This window comes from Caballeronia sp. LZ032 (assembly GCF_031451315.1).
Classification (GTDB): domain Bacteria; phylum Pseudomonadota; class Gammaproteobacteria; order Burkholderiales; family Burkholderiaceae; genus Caballeronia.
In genome coordinates, this window is record NZ_JARUXP010000003.1 from 624,592 (window position 1) to 643,200 (window position 18,609).

General features: G+C 61.9%; 17 protein-coding genes. 10 read left to right on the top strand and 7 right to left on the bottom strand.

The window, feature by feature from the left end; all coding sequences use genetic code 11:
* Window positions 1–7: 7 nt before the first annotated feature.
* The gene (locus QCE69_RS24340; protein ID WP_309933423.1) at window positions 8–1,963 is read right to left on the bottom strand and encodes a Cache 3/Cache 2 fusion domain-containing protein; all 1,956 of its coding nucleotides are present in this window, start codon (window positions 1,961–1,963) and stop codon (window positions 8–10) included.
* A gap of 95 nt (window positions 1,964–2,058) precedes the next feature.
* Window positions 2,059–2,931: a DMT family transporter gene (locus tag QCE69_RS24345; RefSeq protein ID WP_309933424.1), complete on the bottom strand. Its 873-nt coding sequence runs from the start codon at window positions 2,929–2,931 to the stop codon at window positions 2,059–2,061.
* Between the two features lie 375 nt (window positions 2,932–3,306).
* Here QCE69_RS24345 and QCE69_RS24350 point away from each other — a divergent pair, with 375 nt between their 5' ends.
* Window positions 3,307–4,596 (top strand): MFS transporter, encoded by a 1,290-nt coding sequence (locus QCE69_RS24350; RefSeq protein WP_309923833.1) that lies wholly within the window; start codon window positions 3,307–3,309, stop codon window positions 4,594–4,596.
* Between the two features lie 49 nt (window positions 4,597–4,645).
* Here QCE69_RS24350 and QCE69_RS24355 read toward each other — a convergent pair whose 3' ends face one another.
* A complete protein-coding gene (locus QCE69_RS24355) occupies window positions 4,646–5,635 on the bottom strand; it encodes a LacI family DNA-binding transcriptional regulator (protein WP_309923834.1) in 990 nt (329 codons plus the stop codon).
* A gap of 196 nt (window positions 5,636–5,831) precedes the next feature.
* Here QCE69_RS24355 and QCE69_RS24360 point away from each other — a divergent pair, with 196 nt between their 5' ends.
* The 3 genes from QCE69_RS24360 (at window position 5,832) to QCE69_RS24370 (ending at window position 9,147) form a co-directional block, all read left to right on the top strand.
* Window positions 5,832–6,662 (top strand): NAD(P)-dependent oxidoreductase, encoded by an 831-nt coding sequence (locus QCE69_RS24360; RefSeq protein ID WP_309923836.1) that lies wholly within the window; start codon window positions 5,832–5,834, stop codon window positions 6,660–6,662.
* Entirely contained in the window at window positions 6,659–7,567 is a 909-nt protein-coding gene (locus tag QCE69_RS24365) for an SMP-30/gluconolactonase/LRE family protein (protein ID WP_309923838.1), read from the top strand. Before QCE69_RS24360 ends, QCE69_RS24365 begins: the two co-directional genes overlap by 4 nt.
* Before the next feature lie 233 nt (window positions 7,568–7,800).
* Window positions 7,801–9,147 (top strand): MFS transporter, encoded by a 1,347-nt coding sequence (locus tag QCE69_RS24370; RefSeq protein ID WP_309923840.1) that lies wholly within the window; start codon window positions 7,801–7,803, stop codon window positions 9,145–9,147.
* 85 nt (window positions 9,148–9,232) lie between these two features.
* Here QCE69_RS24370 and QCE69_RS24375 read toward each other — a convergent pair whose 3' ends face one another.
* Window positions 9,233–10,021: a FadR/GntR family transcriptional regulator gene (locus QCE69_RS24375; RefSeq protein WP_309933425.1), complete on the bottom strand. Its 789-nt coding sequence runs from the start codon at window positions 10,019–10,021 to the stop codon at window positions 9,233–9,235.
* Between the two features lie 141 nt (window positions 10,022–10,162).
* Between QCE69_RS24375 and QCE69_RS24380 the strand changes: the two genes are divergently transcribed.
* The 6 genes from QCE69_RS24380 to poxB all read left to right on the top strand — a co-directional run bounded on the left by QCE69_RS24380 (window position 10,163) and on the right by poxB (window position 16,190).
* On the top strand, window positions 10,163–11,008 hold the full coding sequence (locus QCE69_RS24380; protein WP_309933427.1) for an NAD(P)-dependent oxidoreductase: 846 nt from the start codon (window positions 10,163–10,165) through the stop codon (window positions 11,006–11,008).
* Between the two features lie 122 nt (window positions 11,009–11,130).
* Window positions 11,131–11,877, top strand: a complete 747-nt coding sequence (locus tag QCE69_RS24385; protein ID WP_309923846.1) for an amino acid ABC transporter permease — start codon at window positions 11,131–11,133, stop codon at window positions 11,875–11,877.
* Complete coding sequence (locus tag QCE69_RS24390) at window positions 11,874–12,527, top strand: amino acid ABC transporter permease (RefSeq protein WP_309923848.1); 654 nt, start codon at window positions 11,874–11,876, stop codon at window positions 12,525–12,527. The genes QCE69_RS24385 and QCE69_RS24390 overlap by 4 nt, the downstream gene beginning before the upstream one ends.
* Window positions 12,511–13,239 carry an amino acid ABC transporter ATP-binding protein gene (locus QCE69_RS24395; protein ID WP_309923850.1) on the top strand — a complete coding sequence of 243 codons (729 nt, stop codon included), beginning with the start codon at window positions 12,511–12,513 and terminating at the stop codon, window positions 13,237–13,239. Before QCE69_RS24390 ends, QCE69_RS24395 begins: the two co-directional genes overlap by 17 nt.
* Window positions 13,240–13,312: 73 nt before the next feature.
* Window positions 13,313–14,110 (top strand): transporter substrate-binding domain-containing protein, encoded by a 798-nt coding sequence (locus tag QCE69_RS24400; protein WP_309923852.1) that lies wholly within the window; start codon window positions 13,313–13,315, stop codon window positions 14,108–14,110.
* 358 nt (window positions 14,111–14,468) lie between these two features.
* Window positions 14,469–16,190, top strand: coding sequence for a ubiquinone-dependent pyruvate dehydrogenase (poxB, locus tag QCE69_RS24405; RefSeq protein ID WP_309933428.1), 1,722 nt, complete (start codon window positions 14,469–14,471; stop codon window positions 16,188–16,190).
* Window positions 16,191–16,263: 73 nt separating this feature from the next.
* On the opposite strand, the gene QCE69_RS24410 is transcribed toward poxB, so the two are convergent.
* The 3 genes from QCE69_RS24410 to QCE69_RS24420 all read right to left on the bottom strand — a co-directional run bounded on the left by QCE69_RS24410 (window position 16,264) and on the right by QCE69_RS24420 (window position 18,551).
* On the bottom strand, window positions 16,264–17,187 hold the full coding sequence (locus tag QCE69_RS24410; RefSeq protein ID WP_309933430.1) for a hypothetical protein: 924 nt from the start codon (window positions 17,185–17,187) through the stop codon (window positions 16,264–16,266).
* A complete protein-coding gene (locus QCE69_RS24415; protein WP_309933432.1) occupies window positions 17,121–17,915 on the bottom strand; it encodes a DUF899 domain-containing protein in 795 nt (264 codons plus the stop codon). The genes QCE69_RS24410 and QCE69_RS24415 overlap by 67 nt, the downstream gene beginning before the upstream one ends.
* Window positions 17,916–18,041: 126 nt before the next feature.
* Window positions 18,042–18,551, bottom strand: coding sequence for a DUF6622 family protein (locus QCE69_RS24420; RefSeq protein WP_309933434.1), 510 nt, complete (start codon window positions 18,549–18,551; stop codon window positions 18,042–18,044).
* Between the last annotated feature and the right edge of the window lie 58 nt (window positions 18,552–18,609).

Below are 18,609 nucleotides of genomic sequence, written 5' to 3' on the forward strand. Positions count from 1 at the left end.
CGGCGCGTCAGACGCGGAAGCGGCTGACTGCTTCTTCGAGTTGCCCCGCCTGATCGCGCAGTTCGGCGGCGGAGTGTTCGGCATTGCCGACGAGCGTCGCATTCTGCTGCGTCGCTTCGCCGATCAACATGACCGCGCTGTTGACCTGCTCGATGCCGCTCGCCTGCTCACGCGAGGCCACGTCGATCTCGCCGACGATGGCGTTGACGCGCGCCACGCGTTCGAGAATGCCGTTCATCGTGCTGCTCGCTTCCTCGGCGATGCGATAGCCGTGCGAGACCCGCGCGGCCGACTCGGCGATGAGCGCTTCGATTTCCTTCACGGCGCCCGCGCTGCGTTGCGCGAGCACGCGCACTTCGGCGGCGACCACCGCGAAGCCCTTGCCATGCTCGCCTGCGCGCGCGGCCTCGACCGCGGCATTGAGCGCCAGGATGTTGGTCTGGAACGCGATGCCTTCGATGGTCGCGGTGATGTCGGCGATGCGACGCGCCGATGCATCGATATCGCCCATGGTCTGCACCACGCGCGCAACGGCGTCGCCCCCGGCGCGCGCCGCATCCGATGCCGACGACACCAGCTCGCCAGCTTGCGCGGTGTTGGCGGCGTTCTGCCGCACGGTGGACGTGAATTGCTCCATGCTCGCGGCCGTTTCCTCGACGCTCGCGGCCTGCGTGGCGATGCGCGTGGCAATGTCGCTGCTGTCCGAAGCAATCCGGCCGGTCCCTTCGTTCATGCCGGCCGACGCATGGCGCACCTGCACGACGATGCCGGCGAGACCGCGCGCGATGCCGTCGATGGCGCGCATCAGGCGGCCGATATCGTCTTCGCGCGCACTGTCGATGCGGACCGTGAGATCACCAGCGGCGATGCGTTCGGAAGCGCGCGTGATCTTGTCGATGGGATGCCCGACGAGCCGCGCGACCGCATAGAGCAGCACGGCGACCAGCATCACGACGACGATGAGCCCGATGGCAAGGAACACATTGCGGCTGTGATCCACGTCCGCGAGCAGTTCGTCGCGATAGGCAATGCCGCCGATCATCCATTGCCATTGCGGCACGCTCATGTAGACGATCTCCTTGGTGCCGCCATGCACGCGCGGATCGGCGCCGGGAATGTCGGCGCCTTCGAACACGAGCTTGCCTTCGCGTGTATCGAGCATGTGCGCGAAGGGCGCGACGCGTTCGTCCATGCTCTGGCCTTGCGCTCCGGGATGCACCAGCAGCTTGCCGCGATTCGCGCCATTCGATGCATCGACGACGAAGTGATAGCCGCTCGCGCCGATCGCCAGCTTCGCGATGGTGTCCTGCAGCGCGGCGAACTCCGCGGTGACGTCGACGCCTACGAACAGCGCGCCGATCACGCGGCCGGACGTGTCCACGACCGGCTTGTACTCGGTGATGTATTGCTTGCCGAACAGCGCCGCGATGCCGATATACGGCTTGCCGGAGAGGATCGGCGCATAGGCCGGGCCCTTGCGGTCGAGCAGCGTGCCGATGGCGCGCGTGCCGTCCTGCTTCTTCAGCGACGTCGTGACGCGGACGAAGTCGTCGCCGGTGCGGGCGAAGATCGTCGCGATGGCGCCGCTGTCCGCGAGAAACGCATCGGGAATCGTGAAGTCGTTGTTGAGGGGCTTGTCGCCGGCCAGCATGGTTGGTGTCGACGTGCCGGCGATCTCGACCGTATGCGCGGGGTCGAGCGTGAACGAAGACGGCAGGCGATGCGCGAACAAGGTCATGAAGCGCGAGACTTCGGCGCTCACGGCCTTGTCATAGAGGCCGATCATTGTGGCAATGGACCGGTTCTCGCTCTCGACACGCGCCAGCGCATGCGTGTCCACCTGTTCTCCGGCGCGCTTCGTGACAGCGAGGGTAAAGAAAGCAATGGCGATCGCCGTGAGCGCGCAGGCGAGCACGGCAAACTGGGTCCCGACGTTCATGCGGGCCAGACGAGTTCGAAACATGGGCAGTGGTTGAACGTTATATGTAGTAGTGGTCCTTATCGGCAGCCGGCGCGTGCGTCTTTAATTTTTCGCTTGGGGCAGGACACCGCAATGTGCTAGCGGCGCTGACGCATCGCGAGCGCGACGCCCGAGAGCGTCAGTGCCATCGCCATGGCTTCGCGTGCGCCGAGCGGCTCGCCCAGCGTGACGGCCGCGGCGACGATGCCCATGACCGGCACGAGCAGCATGCCGATGGCGGCGACCTCGGCGGGCAGCCGGCGCAGGGTGGCAAACCACGCCAGATAGCACGCGCCCATCGGTACGAGGCTCATGTAGACCATGACGGCCCAGCCATCGAACTTGAGCGCCGCGAACGAAGGATGCTCGATCAGCGCGCCGAGCAGGACCATCGGCGCGCAGCCGATGCCGACTTGCCAGGCGACCAGCGTGATCGGCGCGACGGGCATGGGTCCATGCGTGATGACCGTGCCAAGCGCGAACAACACTGCCGCCGCCAGCGCAAAGGCGATGCCGGCGAGCTTGCCGCCATCGAACGAAAATCCGTGCCCCGAAAGCAGGACGATCACGCCGGCCAGGCCCAGAGCGAGGGCGCAAAACCCGGCGAAGGAGGGCTTGCGCTTCGACATGGGCCACGCGAGCAGCATGGCCCAGATCGGCATGGTGTAGACGAGCAACGCGCCTTCGCTCACGGATAGCCATTTCATCGACAGCGTGGCGAAACCCATCCAGGCGAACACGTTGATCGCGGATGCGAGGAGCAGGCGCGGAACACATGCGCGCGGCACGCGAAGGTTTTCCCCGGCAAAGACCGCGATAAGGCTCAGCAGAACGGCGGCCGTCACGCCCGCGACGCCGCGGGAGAAGAGCGGCGGCCATTCGCGCAGCAGAACCTTCATGGCCGGCCAGTTGAGCGCCCAGCCGATGGCGGTGACAAGCAGATAGATGAACCCCGTGAGACGAGAAGGCATGACGCGCGCGATGCGTTGCGATGGATGAATGGGGCTCGATCTTACAGGCGCGCGTAGACGCGGTTGGAATACAAAACACCTGATGCATAAAACCGTTCGCTTCTGGGAAAAATCGTAGAAAACGATTAACTTCTCGGTTGAGGCTTGCTCGGATCCCGCCAGAATGCCTGTGGGGCCGTGCTGTTGTGCGACCTAGGGCAAACACCAGGATGGTCAGTCCGGTTCAAAACGACTATTCTTGATAAAACGTTTTCCAAAACGGCTGTATGGGTGACCTTCTGGTGCCTCCGGATGGATCCGCCCGCGGCGCTCGTCGCCCAATCCATGCAACAAAGAACGCGGCACGACGAGCGCCGCCGCGTCCGGAGACTCTTCATGAACACTGTCGTTGCCGGCGTCGTACGAACCGCCAGCCGTTATCGCTGGACCGTGTGCGCGCTGCTCTTCTTCGCCACGGTCATCAACTACATGGACCGGCAGATCCTCGGTCTGCTGGCGCCAATGCTTCAGCACGACATCGGCTGGACGCAGGTGCAGTACGGCCGCATCGTCATTGCGTTCTCGGCGTTTTATGCCATCGGCCTGCTGTGTTTCGGGCGGATCGTCGACTGGCTCGGCACACGCATCTCCTATGCGGCTGCGATGTTCATCTGGAGTATCGCGGCGATGCTGCACGCAGCCGTCGGGTCGGTGATGGGCTTCGCGATGGTTCGCGCACTGCTCGGCATCGGCGAAGGCGGTAATTTCCCGGCCGCGATCAAGACCACCGCCGAGTGGTTTCCGCGTCGCGAGCGTGCACTCGCCACTGGCATTTTTAATTCAGGTGCAAACATCGGCGCGGTCTTTGCGCCCGCGCTCATTCCGGCTCTGGCGGTGGCTTTCGGCTGGCGCGCGGCGTTCGTGCTGGTGGGCGCCGTCGGCCTCGTGTGGCTCGTCGTGTGGTTCGTGATGTATCGCCAGCCGGACGGCAGCGCGCACGACGACGAACTCGCCGATGAAGGCGACGAGGCGAAGATCGCCGACGCCGCCCATGCGAAGGCCGGCGCACCGGGCTTCAAGGAACTCATCAGGAAGCGCGAAACGTGGGCGTTCATCGTCGGCAAGTTCCTGACGGACCCGGTGTGGTGGTTCTATCTGTTCTGGCTGCCGAAGTGGCTCAATGAATCGCGTGGCATGGACATGCAGCACATCGGCCTGCCGCTCGTCGTGATCTATGCGATCACCACGGTGGGCAGTATCGGCGGCGGCTGGATCTCGTCGGCGCTGCTGCGCTCGGGCTGGACCGTGAACGCGGCGCGCAAGACTGCGATGCTGATCTGCGCCTGCGCGGTACTGCCCATCGCGTTCGTCTCGCAGGCGGAGAACCTGTGGGTCGCGGTGGCGATCGTCGGTCTCGCGGCGGCGGCGCACCAGGGCTGGTCGGCGAATCTGTTCACGACCGCATCGGACCTGTTCCCGCGCCGCGCGGTGGGTGCGGTGGTCGGTATCGGCGGCATGGCTGGTTCGATCGGCGGCGTGCTGTTCTCGGAAGTGATCGGTCAGGTATTGCAGCGCACGGGTCACTACTGGGTGCTGTTTGCGATCGGTGCGTCGGCTTATTTGATTGCATTCGCAATCATGCATGTACTGACGCCGAAGATGACGCCGGCGAAGCTTGCCGGTTGAGTTTGCGCAAGACCGGCGCGCAGGCCGCGCGCCGTGCATCATGCGTGCATCAGGTCGCGGCAGCCGTGGATTCACGCACGATAAGCCGCGGTTCGAACATGGAATTGCCCGGATCGGGATGTCCGGCGAGCGCGTCGATGAGTTTCTGCATGGCGAGTTCGCCCATCTTCTCGCTCTGGATGTCCACTGTAGTGAGGCCGGGCGCGGCATAAGCGCCGTACGGGACGTTGTCGATGCCGGTGACGGAAACGTCATGCGGCACCCGTATGCCGAGTGTCGCGGCTTCCTTCATGAAGCCGAGCGCGATCAGGTCGTTGTAGCAGATCACCGCCTGCGGCCGCTTCGGTCCAAGCATCACGCGCGAGCACGCCTGTTCGCCCGCGATGGAAGTCGGTGCATGGGCTTCATAGACATCGAGTTCGAGGCCCGCTTCGGCAAGGCAATCGCGAGCTCCGCGGATGCGCTCATCGTTGATGCGCGCATGCTCGAAGCCGAGGTAAGCGATACGCCGATGCCCCAGGTCGAGCAAGTGACGCGTCAGCATGTAGGTGGCAAGGCGGCTGTTGATGCCGACGCTCGGAATCGGCAGCTCGGCATTGCGCAGAAGCACGACCGGTTTGTCGAGTTCGAGCATCCAGTGCGCCTCTTCGTCGGGCAGGCGCGAGCTGACGAGCAAGCCGTCCACGCGTTGCGCGAGCGCTTCGATGAGGGGACGCTCACGAGCCTGGTTCTCGTCGATGTCGACGAGCAGCAGCGTGTAGTCATGACGCAGCGCGATGCGGTTGGCGCCCTTGACGACGTGAGTGAAGTGCGGATTGCTGATGTCCAGGATGGTGAGTCCGATGGTGCGGGTCTTGCCGGTGATCATTGAGCGTGCCAGCGGATTCGAACGATATCCGAGCGTCTCGATCGCCTCCTTGAGCCGTGCTTCAACAGGCGCCGAAAATCGTTGCGCGCCGTTGATGTATTTGGAAACTGTCGCGACGGATACGCCCGCTGCGGCAGCAACGTCGCGAATGGTTGAGGAATTTTTTTTCATTCGGAGGGTAACGTTTTCGCAGAATTGACGAATTGTCGCAGAAAATAGGGAAACTCGGAAAACGGATCTGCATTTTGAATGATGTGTTATGCATTCAAATCCTGTCCAGCTCTTCCGCAGACTGCGCCGTCGACGCCGAAAACGTTTTCTTCCTTTTTGCTTTCAACGCAGTGCAACGTATCTCCAAGGAGTTTCGATGAATCAGCCAACGGCAGCGGGCAAACCGTTCAAGCGTCTGCTTCTTACCGGCGCAGCCGGCAACCTGGGCCGACAGCTGCGCGGTGCACTCTCGCAGTGGGCGGACGTGGTAAGGCTCTCGGACATTGCGCCGCTCGACGATGCCGGACGTCATGAAGAGACAAGCGCCGTCGATCTCGCTGACATTGCCAAGGTGATGCAGCTTGTCGAAGGCGTGGATGCGATCGTGCACCTGGGCGGTATCTCCATCGACGCCCCGTTCGATGACCTGATCGAAGCCAACATTCGCGGTACCTACAACATCTACGAAGCGGCGCGTCGCCATGGCGTGAAGCGGGTGGTGTTTGCGAGTTCGAATCATGCGATCGGCTTTCATTCCGTGACCGACGTGCTCGACGCCGACTCGCCGCAGCGGCCCGACAGTCTCTACGGTGTGACGAAGTGCTTCGGCGAGTCGCTGTCGCGCTATTACTTCGATCGCTTCGGCATCGAGACCGTCTGCCTGCGCATCGGTTCGTCGTTCGAGGAACCGAAGAACCCGCGCATGCTGGTCACTTACCTGAGCTATCGCGACTTCATCGAACTCGTGCGCTGCTCGCTGTTCACTAATCGCGTGGGACATACGATCGTGTACGGGGCATCTGACAATCCGGTGAAGTGGTGGGACAACTCGAAAGCCGGTTTCCTGGGATTCAATCCGCAAGACAGCTCGACGCAGTTCAACGAACTGTTCCCGCCGAAGGCGCCGACCGCCGATTACGACGATCCCGCCCAACGCTTCCAGGGCGGGCAGTTTGTCATCGGCGAGCCGATGGAGCGCAAGCGATGAGCAGCGCCGAGCGCGTGGAGCGTCTCGACCCGGCGGGCGCCGCGACGGTCGGCGAATGCCCGGTCTGGCGCGCGAAAGAGGGCGCGCTGTACTGGGTCGACATTCCGGCACGGCGCATCGTCCGACTCGTGCTCGAGAGCGGACAGCGCTCCGAATGGACCTTCGCTGAACAGGTCGCATGTATCGCATTCGATGCCGCCGGACAGATCGTCGCCGGCATGGAGAGCGGCATTTTTGCCGTGACACTGCATGACGACGGTGATGCCTGCGCCGCGAAGCTCGCCGCGCCCTCGTTCGCCGCACCAGGCATGCGTTTCAACGACGGCCGCTGTGACAGGCAGGGCCGTTTCTGGGCGGGCACGATGGTGCAGGACATGTCGCTCGCGAGTGCGGCCGGCGCGCTATACCGCTTTGATGGACATGGCGTGCTGTCGGACCCGCTTGTCGAGGGTTTGATCACGCAGAACGGATTGGCCTGGTCGCCCGACGGCAAGATCATGTATCTGTCGGACTCTCATCCGCAACGTCGCCTGATCTGGGCATTCGACTTCGACGTGGACAGCGGCACGCCCGGCGCACGACGTGTGTTTGCCGACCTGCATCATCACACGGGACGTCCGGACGGCGCAGCGGTCGATGCGGACGGTTGTTACTGGACATGCGCGAACGATGCCGCGCGCCTGCTGCGCTTCACGCCGCAAGGCCGACTCGACCGCGAAATCGCGTTGCCGGCCAGCAAGCCCTCCATGTGCGCGTTCGGCGGCAGCGACCTCTCGACGCTTTTCGTCACGACGATCCGCCCGTCAACGAACGCGACTGACGACGACGGTCATGTGTTCGCGCTGAACGCAGGCGTGCAAGGATTACCGGAACCGGAATACGCCGGAATGTTACCGGTCGCATGACGGGTACGAAGCGGAACGATCCGTTCACATTTTCTTCGATATATGGCGTCGCAAATGCTGGGATGCAAGTCGTTCCAGCACCGGATTGGCGCATGCCGTTCCGGTTGCCAGCCGGTCTCCGGAACCGATACCAAGGCTAAACACCAATGCTGAAGTTCCTCCTTAAAGAGTAGGCTCCGCAGGTATCCCGAGTACCCGCGATCCAGCGATTCTTCTATCCGGAGGAGACATAGATGGACCTTGAAACTCGCACCATGAAGCGCGTGATGGTTCGCCTCGTGCCGTTCCTGATTTTGTGTTACTTCATAGCCTATCTGGACCGCGTCAACGTCGGCTTTGCAGCATTGCAAATGAACAAGGCGCTCGGCTTCACTGCGAGCATGTTCGGGTTCGGCGCCGGTATTTTCTTCATCGCGTATTTCTTTTTCGAGGTTCCGTCGAACCTGCTGCTCGAACGATTCGGCGCGCGCCGCTGGATTGCGCGAATCATGTTCACCTGGGGCATCCTCGCCGCCGCGATGGCATACATACCGCACATCGCGCAAGCTACGGGTCTGTCCAACGCCTACGTGTTCTACGGCTTGCGGATCCTGCTTGGCATCGCCGAAGCGGGCTTCTTCCCCGGCATCATCTTTCTGCTGACGCTGTGGTTTCCGGCCAAGTACCGGGGGCGCGTGGTCGGCTATTTCATGGCGGCGATTCCGCTCTCGACCGTGATCGGCGGCCCGATTTCCGGTGCGCTATTGCAGATGGACGGTATGGGCGGGATGCAAGGCTGGCAGTGGCTTTATTTGATCGAGGCCATTCCGGCACTCCTGCTTGCATTCGTCGTGTATTTCTACCTCACCGACAAGCCCAAGGATGCGCACTGGCTCGCGGATGACGAGCGCAAATGGCTGGTCGACCGTCAGGCGCACGAGCGCGCGCATCGCGAATCGGTGCATGCGTTCAGCGTCAAGGAAGCGATCTTCAATCCCCGCGTGCTGGCGATCGCGCTGATCTACTTCGGCGCCAATGCCACCAACTATGGCCTGAGTTTTTTCCTGCCCCAGATCGTCAAGGCGTTCGGCCTCACCAATCTGCAGACGGGCTTCGTGACGTCGCTGCCTTACGCGGTCGGTGTCGTCAGCATGGTCTTGTGGGGACGTCATTCGGACCGCAAGCTCGAGCGTCGCTGGCATGTGGCGATTGCGTTGATGGTCGCGGCCGGCGGCATCGCTGTCTCGGCCGGACTCGACGATCCGGTCTTGAAGATGATCGCGCTGTCGATTGCGGGCTTCGGCATCTTCGGCTGCCTGCCGGTGATCTGGACCTTGCCTGCATCGTTCCTGTCGGGCGCTGCGGCTGCCGGTGGCATCGCCGCAATCAACTCGCTCGGCAATCTCGCCGGGTTCTTCGGTCCTTACGCAATGGGCTGGATCAAGGACAGCACGGGCGGTTTCGGCGCGGGGCTGCTGTGTCTCGCGGGGGCAGGCATGGTCGGCGTGGCGGCGGTTCTGCTGCTGCACCATGACTCGGCGCTGGAGACCATCTCGGGCGCCCACGACGTCAACGATGCGGAGCCCAAGCTTGCGCGCTGAGCGAGCGTGAGTGCGGGTGTTGCGAAAGACAAGGGACCGCGGAAAGAACGCGGTCCTTTTGCATTTTTAATTTTGCATCATGGATTCAATCGGTCGGTGTCTGCGCGCGGCGCAGGCGTTCCCGGCTGTTGATCAGATGAAGACGCATCGCCGTGCGGGCGGAGTCAGCGTCGCCGCGTTCGATTGCATCGGCGATCTGTTCGTGTTCCCGATTCACCCGTGTCAGGTATTCAGCGTGGCGTTCGGGCGCGACAGGCGTTGCGGTAAGGCGCGTGCGCGGAATCATTCGCGCGCCCAGATGCGCCATGATCTCCACGAAATAGCGGTTGCCGGTCGCCTGTGCGATTTCCATGTGGAATCGCAGGTCCGGTGCGACGGTATCGGCTTGTCGGTCGACGTTCCTCGCGAAATCGACGAGTGCGGCGCGCATGGCCTTCACGCGTGCGGCATCGCATCGCAGGGCCGCAAGTCCTGCGCTCTCGGTTTCGAGGCTGATGCGCAATTCGAGGATGGCCAGAGCGTCGAGAGAGCCGGGGACATCGGCGGGATCGATCTGCAGCAGCGGCGCCGCGGCCGATTCGCAGATGAACGTGCCGATGCCATGGCGCGTTTCCACGAGTCCTTCCGCTTGCAGGCGCGACAGCGCTTCGCGTACCACGGTGCGGCTCACGCCGTAGTGCTGCACCATTTCTGCCTCGGTAGGAAGGCGGGCGCCGGCCTTCAGTTCGCTCGCATCGATCTGTGCGCGCACGGCGTCCACCATGCGCAGCGTGAGGCTTCGGCGCGTGCCTGAAGCGCTGTTCGGAGCAGTCGACGATGCATGCACAGAAGAAAGGGAATCCGCGTGATTGTGAGGATCGGGCGATTGCGTCACGGCGTTCTCGTTGGAATGGGTTTTACACACATTGACAAATCGGTTGGCAAATGATGATATGCGTCATGCGGTGATATGACAACGTACAAGAAGATGCGTGCAGGGTAATCCCTAGCCGAATCTCGCAGGAGACATGATTCGATGGAACAACGAAATAAAGCTTCGTCACGCGAGCACTCGGCTCGCTTCGAAAGACTGCTGCTCACCGGCGCCGCTGGAGGTATCGGGCAGGCCATCAGGCATCGGGTTGCCGAATTTGCGCACCACGTGCGCATTTCCGACCTTCCTGGCGTACTCGTCAGCGAGGCTGCGCTGCACGAGGAAATCGTGCCTTGCGACCTTGCGGACCGTGAGGCCGTTGACACGCTGGCAAGCGGGTGCGAAGCCGTCATCCATCTGGGCGGCGTATCGGTGGAGCGTCCGTTCGAGGAAGTGCTCGAAGCGAACATCAAGGGCGTGTTCAATCTCTACGAGGCAGCGCGCCGACAGGGCGTGAAGCGCATCGTGTTCGCCAGTTCGAATCACGTCACGGGTTTCTACCGCCAGGACGAGATCATCGATGCGACGGCACGCAAGCGTCCCGATGGCTACTACGGACTGTCAAAGTCCTTCGGCGAGGACATGGCGCAGTTGTACTTCGACCGCTACGGCATCGAGACCGTGAGCATCCGCATCGGTTCGGTTTTTCCGGAGCCCAAGGATCGCCGCATGATGGCGAGCTGGATGAGCCAGGACGATTTTCACGACCTGTTGCGCCGCAGTCTCTTCACGCCCGATGTCGGCCACACGATTGCCTTCGGCATGTCCGCCAATGCGCACACGTGGTGGGACAACCGCTGCGCAGCGAATCTCGGCTTCGTGCCTCGTGACTCGTCGGAACCGTTCCGCGCAAAGATCGAAGCCACACCGCCGCCCCTTCCGACCGATCCCGTCGCGGTCCTTCAGGGCGGCGCCTTCACGACTATCGGACCGTTCGACCCGGTTTAATGCATGCAAGATTCATTATCACGAATCGTAGTATGTCGTCATACATCCAGTGCAGGATCGAATCAGCGGCGTGAAAGCCGTCATAGCGTGTAGAGCGCCAACCTGACAGAGACATCGCCTCCATGTTTTCACTCGATTTTTCACCCCTGTGGCCTTATTGGCCGACGTTCCTGCTAGGGGCGTGGCTCACGCTCAAGATGACGTGCGTCGCGGTCTTCTTCGGCTTGATCGTGGGGATGCTCGTGGCATTCGCGAAGCGCGCCCGTGTACCTGTGCTGACGCGCCTCTGCATCATCTATATCGAGGCGGTGCGAAACACGCCGTTCCTCGTGCAGATCTTTCTGCTCTATTTCGGACTGGCGAGCATCGGCTTGCGCATGCCGACCTTCGCGGCCGCTGCGCTTGCGATGACGATCAACATCGGCGCCTATGCAGCCGAAATCATTCGGGCGGGTCTGGAATCCGTGCCGCGTGGACAGATCGAGGCGGCGGAATGCCTGGGCTTGCCGAAATGGCGCATCGGCTGGCATGTGATGTTGCAGCCGTCGATCGAAAAGGTTTATCCGGCGCTGACGAGCCAGTTCCTGCTGATGATGCAGGCGTCCGCCATTGCATCGCAGATCTCCGCGGAAGAACTCACGGCCGTCGCCAACACCGTGCAGTCCGATACCTTCCGTTCGCTCGAAACCTACATCGTGGTCGCGGGCCTGTATCTCGTGCTCTCGCTGATCATCAAGCTGATCGCGTGGCAGGTCGGCGAGCATCTGTTCAAGCGTCGCCGCGCGATCCGTCTGGCGGCGAAGAGGGCCGGCAAGGCGCCGCCCGATCCGCAACGGATCGATACGGTCATACCCGGGGGCGCGGCATGAGCGGCGGATTCACGGCTGCGCACCTGGCCTACCTGGTGCAATCGATCGGCTGGACCGTGGTGTTGTCGCTGCTCGCGTTCGTGCTGGGCGGCATCGGCGGCTTCGTCGTGATGCTCGCGCGCATCTCGCCGCGCGCATGGGTGTCGCGCGTCGCGCTCGTTTATATCGAAGCCATTCAGGGCATCCCGCTGCTGATCCTGCTGTTCATCGTGTATTTCGGCCTGTCCGTGTATGGCTATCAGGTGCCCGCGCTGTTCGCAGCGGGCCTTGCCCTGATGGTGTATTCGAGCGCGTATCTCGGCGATATCTGGCGCGGCTGCATCGAGGCGATGCCCAAGCCGCAATGGGAAGCCTCGGAATGCCTGTCGCTGTCGCGCTGGCAGACATTGCGGCTCGTGATCATTCCGCAGGCCATGCGCCTCGCATTGCCGCCCACGGTCGGTTTCCTCGTGCAGCTCATCAAGATGACATCGCTTGCTTCGGTAATCGGCTTCATCGAACTGACGCGCGCGGGCCAGATCATCAACAACTCGATCTTCCAGCCATTCCTCATCTTCGGCGTGGTAGGCGCGTTTTATTTCGTCCTGTGTTATCCGCTTTCGCGCTGGAGCCAATCGATGGAGAACAAGCTCAATGTCAGCAATCGTTAAGGTCGACGATATTCACAAGAGCTTCGGCTCCAATCATGTGCTCAAGGGCGTGTCGTTCGAGGTCAACAAGGGCGAGATGATTGCCGTGATCGGCGCGAGCGGCTCGGGCAAGAGCACGGCGTTGCGATGCATCGACCGGCTGGAGACCGTCGATCAAGGTCAGATCGAGGTCTGCGGCATCCGCGTCGACGACCCCAAGGTGGACCTTCATCACTTGCGCCGTGAAGTGGGTATCGTGTTCCAGAGCTATAACCTCTTTCCGCATCTGACGGTGGAAGAGAACATCATGCTTGCGTTGCGCCACGTGAAGAAAATGTCGCGCGACGAGGCACGGCGCATTGCGTTGAATGTGCTGGAGCAGGTTGGACTCGGACAGAAGGCAGACGCATATCCTGAGCAGCTGTCCGGTGGACAGCAGCAGCGAGTCGCGATTGCGCGCTCGCTGGCGATGTCGCCGAAGGTGATGCTGTTCGACGAAGTGACATCGGCGCTGGATCCGCAACTCACCGGCGAAGTCCTTCGCGTCATGGAGGATCTTGCCGCGGACGGCATGACCATGCTGCTGGTCACGCATGAAATGGCTTTTGCCAAGCGCGTGGCGGACCGCATCATCTACATGCATCAGGGGCGGGTCTGGGAAGTCGGCGACGGCAGCATGCTCGATTCGCCGCAGACGCCGGAACTGCGCGCTTTCCTCGATAACGGCCTGTGATTCCTGTTTCACGCAAGCACGCATTCGACTCACGCATCAATCCACGCAACAACCATAACGACGGAGACGTAACTTGAAAGCCAAGACTATCCTTGCACGCGCGGCCCTTGCCACGCTGATGCTGGCAGGCGCGGTGCACAGCGCCATGGCCGACCAGCTCGACGACATCAAGAAGGCCGGCGTCGTGCGCGTCGCCATTGCAATGGGCACGCCGCTTTTCAGCTATGCCGACGAGAACCTGAAGCCCGCTGGATCGGACGTGGATACTGCCGCCGCGCTCGCCAAGGATCTCGGCGTGAAACTCGAACTGGTGCAGATCACCAATGCCGCGCGCATCCCGACGCTGCAAGCCAAGCGGGCGGACCTCGTGATCGCCGACTTGTCGATCACGCCGGAACGCGCAAAGGTGGTCGACTTCTCGAATCCTTATGCGGTGATCACGATCATCGTCGGCGGCTTGAAATCCATCAAGGTGAAGGACTATGCCGATCTCGACGGCAAGACCATCGGTCTCACGCGCGCAACCGTGAACGACACGCTCACGACGCAGCAGGCAAAGGGCGCGCAGATCCAGCGTTATGAAGACGATGCAACGCTCATCACCTCGATGGTGACGGGTCAGATCGACGTGTTCTCGAGCACACCGTCGAACCTGCAGGAAATGCAGCACCGCGCGCCTCAGCGCAACATCGAGATGAAGTTCGAGCAGAAGAATTTCGATCTCGGGATTGCGATGAACAAGGATCAGCCGCGTCTGAAGGAATGGGTGAACAACTGGGTGGGCACGAACATGAAGAACGGCAACCTGAACACGATCTACAAGAAGTATCACGGCCGCGATCTGCCGGACAACGTTCGCAAGGGTGCGTGACGCATAGCACGTCGCGGTAGCCTGAAGGCCCGCCAGGGCCATGAAGGAGGGCGGATAGCGCAGGGCGACGAGCCCTGACGCTATTCGCCCTTTTACATTTTGCATGCAGAAGGCAATCGGGCATTACGTATTCAAAATGCCCGATTTACCGCCTCTTCGGATCGTAGGGCAGGATCCGTTCACTCGCCGTGACGCGCTGCAGGCAAGGTACAAGACAATATTCACAGAGCCGGCATACACTTGCGTCTGCATTTTGCATCGTGCATTCAACGAGCCGTCGCTCGTTTGTGGCTCGTTGCGCTCCGAGTCCGCACGACTGCGCCATCTCCCGGCATCCCTTTCCACGCATGGAGCAAACATGGCCACTAAAACCATCGCCGATTACCTCGCAAGGACGCTTGCCGCAGCCGGTGTCGAGCGCATCTGGGGCGTCACGGGCGACAGCCTCAACGGACTCGCCTTCAGCCTGGATCGGGTTGGTTCGATCCGCTGGATGCATACCCGGCACGAGGAGGCCGCCGCGTTCGCTGCCGGGGCCGACGCCGCGACGACCGGCAAGCTGGCCGTCTGCGCGGGCAGTTGCGGGCCGGGCAATCTTCACCTGATCAACGGGCTCTACGACTGTCACCGCAACCATCAGCCGGTGCTCGCCATTGCCGCGCACATTCCGTCGACGGAAATTGGCCTCAACTATTTCCAGGAAACGCACCCGCAGGAATTGTTCAGGGAATGCAGTCATTTCGTCGAACTCGTGGCGAACGCATCGCAGTTTCCCCGCGTGCTCGAACGGGCGATGCGCGCGGCGCTGGATCAGCGCGGCGTCGCGGTGATCGTGCTGCCCGGCGATGTCGCGTTGAGCGAGGGCCCAGGTATCGAGCCTCGCTGGACGGCGAGCGCACCCGGCGCGATCGTTCCTTCCGACACCGAACTCGACAAGCTGGCCGGCCTCCTCAACGGCTGCGAGGCGGTGACGATCATGTGCGGCAGCGGCGTTGCAGGATCGCACGATGAAGTCGTGACGCTGGCGGACACGCTCGGTGCGCCTGTCGTGCATGCGCTGCGCGGCAAGCAGTTCATCGAGTATGAGAATCCATTCGATGTCGGCATGACGGGTCTCATCGGCTTCAGCTCCGGCTATCACGCGATGATGAATTGCGACACGCTGCTTCTGCTCGGCTGCGACTTTCCCTATCGTCCGTTCTATCCGCCGAACGCGAAGATAGTCCAGATCGACTGGCGCGGTTCGCAACTGGGGCGTCGCGCGCAGCTGGAGATGGGCGTAGTCGGCACTGTCAAGGAAACGCTCACGGCGCTGCTGCCGAAACTCACGCGCAAGGACGAACGACGCTTTCTCGACAATGCGCTCAAGCATTATGCGAGCGCCCGCAAGGGGCTCGACGATCTCGCCACGCCTTCCGCTCCGGGCCGGCCGATTCATCCGCAGTACCTGACCAAGCTGGTCGACGACATCGCCGCCGAAGATGCGATCTTCACGGCGGATGTCGGCACGCCGACGCTGTGGGCCGCGCGCTATCTGACGATGAATGGCAAGCGCCAGTTGCATGGGTCGTTCAATCACGGCTCCATGGCCAATGCGATGCCACAGGCGCTCGGGGCGCAGGCGGCGCATCCGCAGCGTCAGGTTGTGTCCCTGTCGGGCGATGGCGGTCTCGCCATGCTGCTCGGTGATCTGCTGAGCGCCGTGCAACTCGAGTTGCCGATCAAGGTCGTCGTATTCAACAACAGCCTGCTCGGATTCGTATCGATGGAATTGAAAGCGGCGGGCTACGTCGATACGAACGTGGATCTGAGCAAGACCGATTTTTCGCAGATCGCGAAGGGAGCGGGAATCTGGTCAGTGCGCGTCGAGGAATCGGAACAACTCGAAAGCGCGCTGCGCGACGCGTTCGCGCACGCGGGGCCGGCGGTCTTGGATGTGGTGACGTCCAAGCATGAACTCTCGCTTCCGCCGACTATCGAGCTCTCGCAGGCGAAGGGGTTCAGCCTCTATATGCTGCGAGCCATCCTGAGCGGCCGCGGCGACGAGATCATCGAACTGGCGCGCACCAATCTTCGTTGAGCCTGGACGACGAGCGAAAACAAAGTGCGTGCCTGGTTCGGAACATCCGCGTGGAAACGAGCGCGACACGCGCTCAGAAGCGATACGTGACGCCAACCTTCACGATCGGGAAGAAGCGCAGCTTGTCGGCCTTGTTCTGCAGATCCTGTTTTTCCGCGTCGACGTTTGCCTGTCCTGCTTCAGCGACGATATCGGCGGGCACGTCGAAGTCGATGTGCGGGCGGCCGTACGCGACGCCGGCATCGAAGAAGGCCGAGAAGCCCTTTTGCGCAACCGGCGTGTGGCCGAAACCAATGCCGAGATAAGGACGGACTGTCGGGAAGCGCGCCTTCGCGTGAATGCTTTGCCCGAGCGTCGAATACTGCACGCCATTGATGGTGTACGTGCCGTTCATGCTGGTCGCGGTGGCATCGACGTTATCGCCGCCGACGAGCGCGCCGGCTGTGATGCGAAAACCGACGGTGTCAGGCGCCGGAAAAAAATCGAAATAAAAGCCGCCGTGATAAATGCTCGCCGTTCCGTCGTAATGCAGGCCGCCGGCATTGAAGTCATGCGAAAAACGAAATCCGTTGAACTCGGCGCGCACATTGTCGCGGGTGCCGAGCGGTTCGGAGTAGCCCAGGCCGACGCCTTCGGTGCCGATCTGACCATAGATTTCGCGAGCGTGCGCAAGCGGCGTGGCAAGCGCGGCAAGCGTGCCGGCGAGGGCCGCAAGCGCGGCCAACGAGTTCTTCATTGCAAAAATTTCCAGGGATGGATTGGACGGAAGGGGCGTCCTGGCGAAAGCGGCGGGGGGTGCCGGCTGGTGCGAGAGGCCATGTGCGATGAGCTTGCATCGCGGATAGTTTCGATAACGGAAACGTTTGGCGGATTCTTTAGATGAAAAAGGGCGGCTACCAAGCCGCCCTTCTGGCAAACGGTATTTTCGACTTATTGTTTTTTCTTTGCGCTTTCCGCACGGAATGCGGCTTCGCCCGCGTCCGACACTTCGACCCATTTTCTGTCGGGCTGGGCATCCGCTGAGTAGCTGTCATGCCAGTTCCACCATTTATAGGTGGGGGTCTGCGGGTAACCTTCAGGTGAGTCTTCCCAGAGTTCCTGACGGCCCAGCGGCGTGATGTCGAGGTAGTTCCAGGTATTGCCCATCTGTTCATCGCCGCGATTGTTGATGAAGTAGGTTCGGTACAGGGTGTCGCCGTCGCGGAAGAAGACATTCGTGCCGTGCCATTCGTCCACGGCGAAGTCCTTGTCGAACTGATCCGTGATGGTGACCCACGGTATGTCCCATCCCATGCGTTGCTTCAGTCTTGTGATGTCTTCCTGCGGCGCGCGCGATGCAAACACCAGCGTCGTGTCGCGCGCATTCAGGTGGGCAGGATGCGCGACCTGGTCCGCGACCATCGAGCAGCCGCGGCAGGCATGATCGGGCCAGCCGAAAACGCCCAGCTCGAAGAACGCGCGATAAACGATCAACTGACGCCTTCCATCGAAGAGATCAAGCAGGCTTCGCGTGCCTTCGGGCGTTTCGAACTGGTAATCCGCTTTCACGGCCATCCATGGCATGCGGCGACGTTCAGCGGCAAGCGCGTCGCGTGCGCGAGTGTGTTCCTTTTCCTTCACGAGGAGCCGATCGCGCGCCGCCTCCCATTCAGCCGGCGAGACAACCGCCGGCGTTTGCATGGCCGGTTGCGGGCCGTTCCCTGCGTTTTCATCCGATGCAGTCATGACGTGTGTCTCCTCCTGAACAAGACCGTGAGTGTTGCGCCAGTGTGAGGCTGTGACGCGCGGTTCGGGAGTAACAAGTTTGACGCCATTTGCATCGGACTGTCTGGGGCAACGTCGTGCGCACCATCAAGCGGCGGCCGGACGGCACGCATCGAGCCCGCGCCAGTAGGTGATGAAGCGTCCTCCGAACATGCCTGCAACGAGTCCCGATATGGCCGCTTCGAGCGACGCATAGTGGACGAGCGAGGTGGCAAGCATCGTCGTGGCCATTTCAAAGCCGATCCAGAACTTGGCGATGAAGATGACGGCGATCAGCACAAGCGGAACGAAAGAGCCCGGCAGCATCACGGTGCGCGCAATCGGATCGACCATGAAACGCGAACGGCTCGCGGTGAACATGCCGCCCGCGATACCTGCTCCGACACCGATGATCCACGCCAGGACGGCGCTCCAGCCGGCGAACGGGTCCGACATCAGATGCGCGATACCCAGGCCGGCGAAGATCAGCGGCACCACGGCGAGTTTCGAAAGCGGCGCGGTGCTGGTCTGTAATGCCTTGATTCCACGATACAGAAGAAAGGCGAGCAGCACCCAGACCCAGGTAGGCGTGCCCTGAAGGATTGCGATTGATGACATGACGATCTCCTTGTTGTGATCACCGGACGACTCATGGGGCTGGCATTCGCGCCATGAG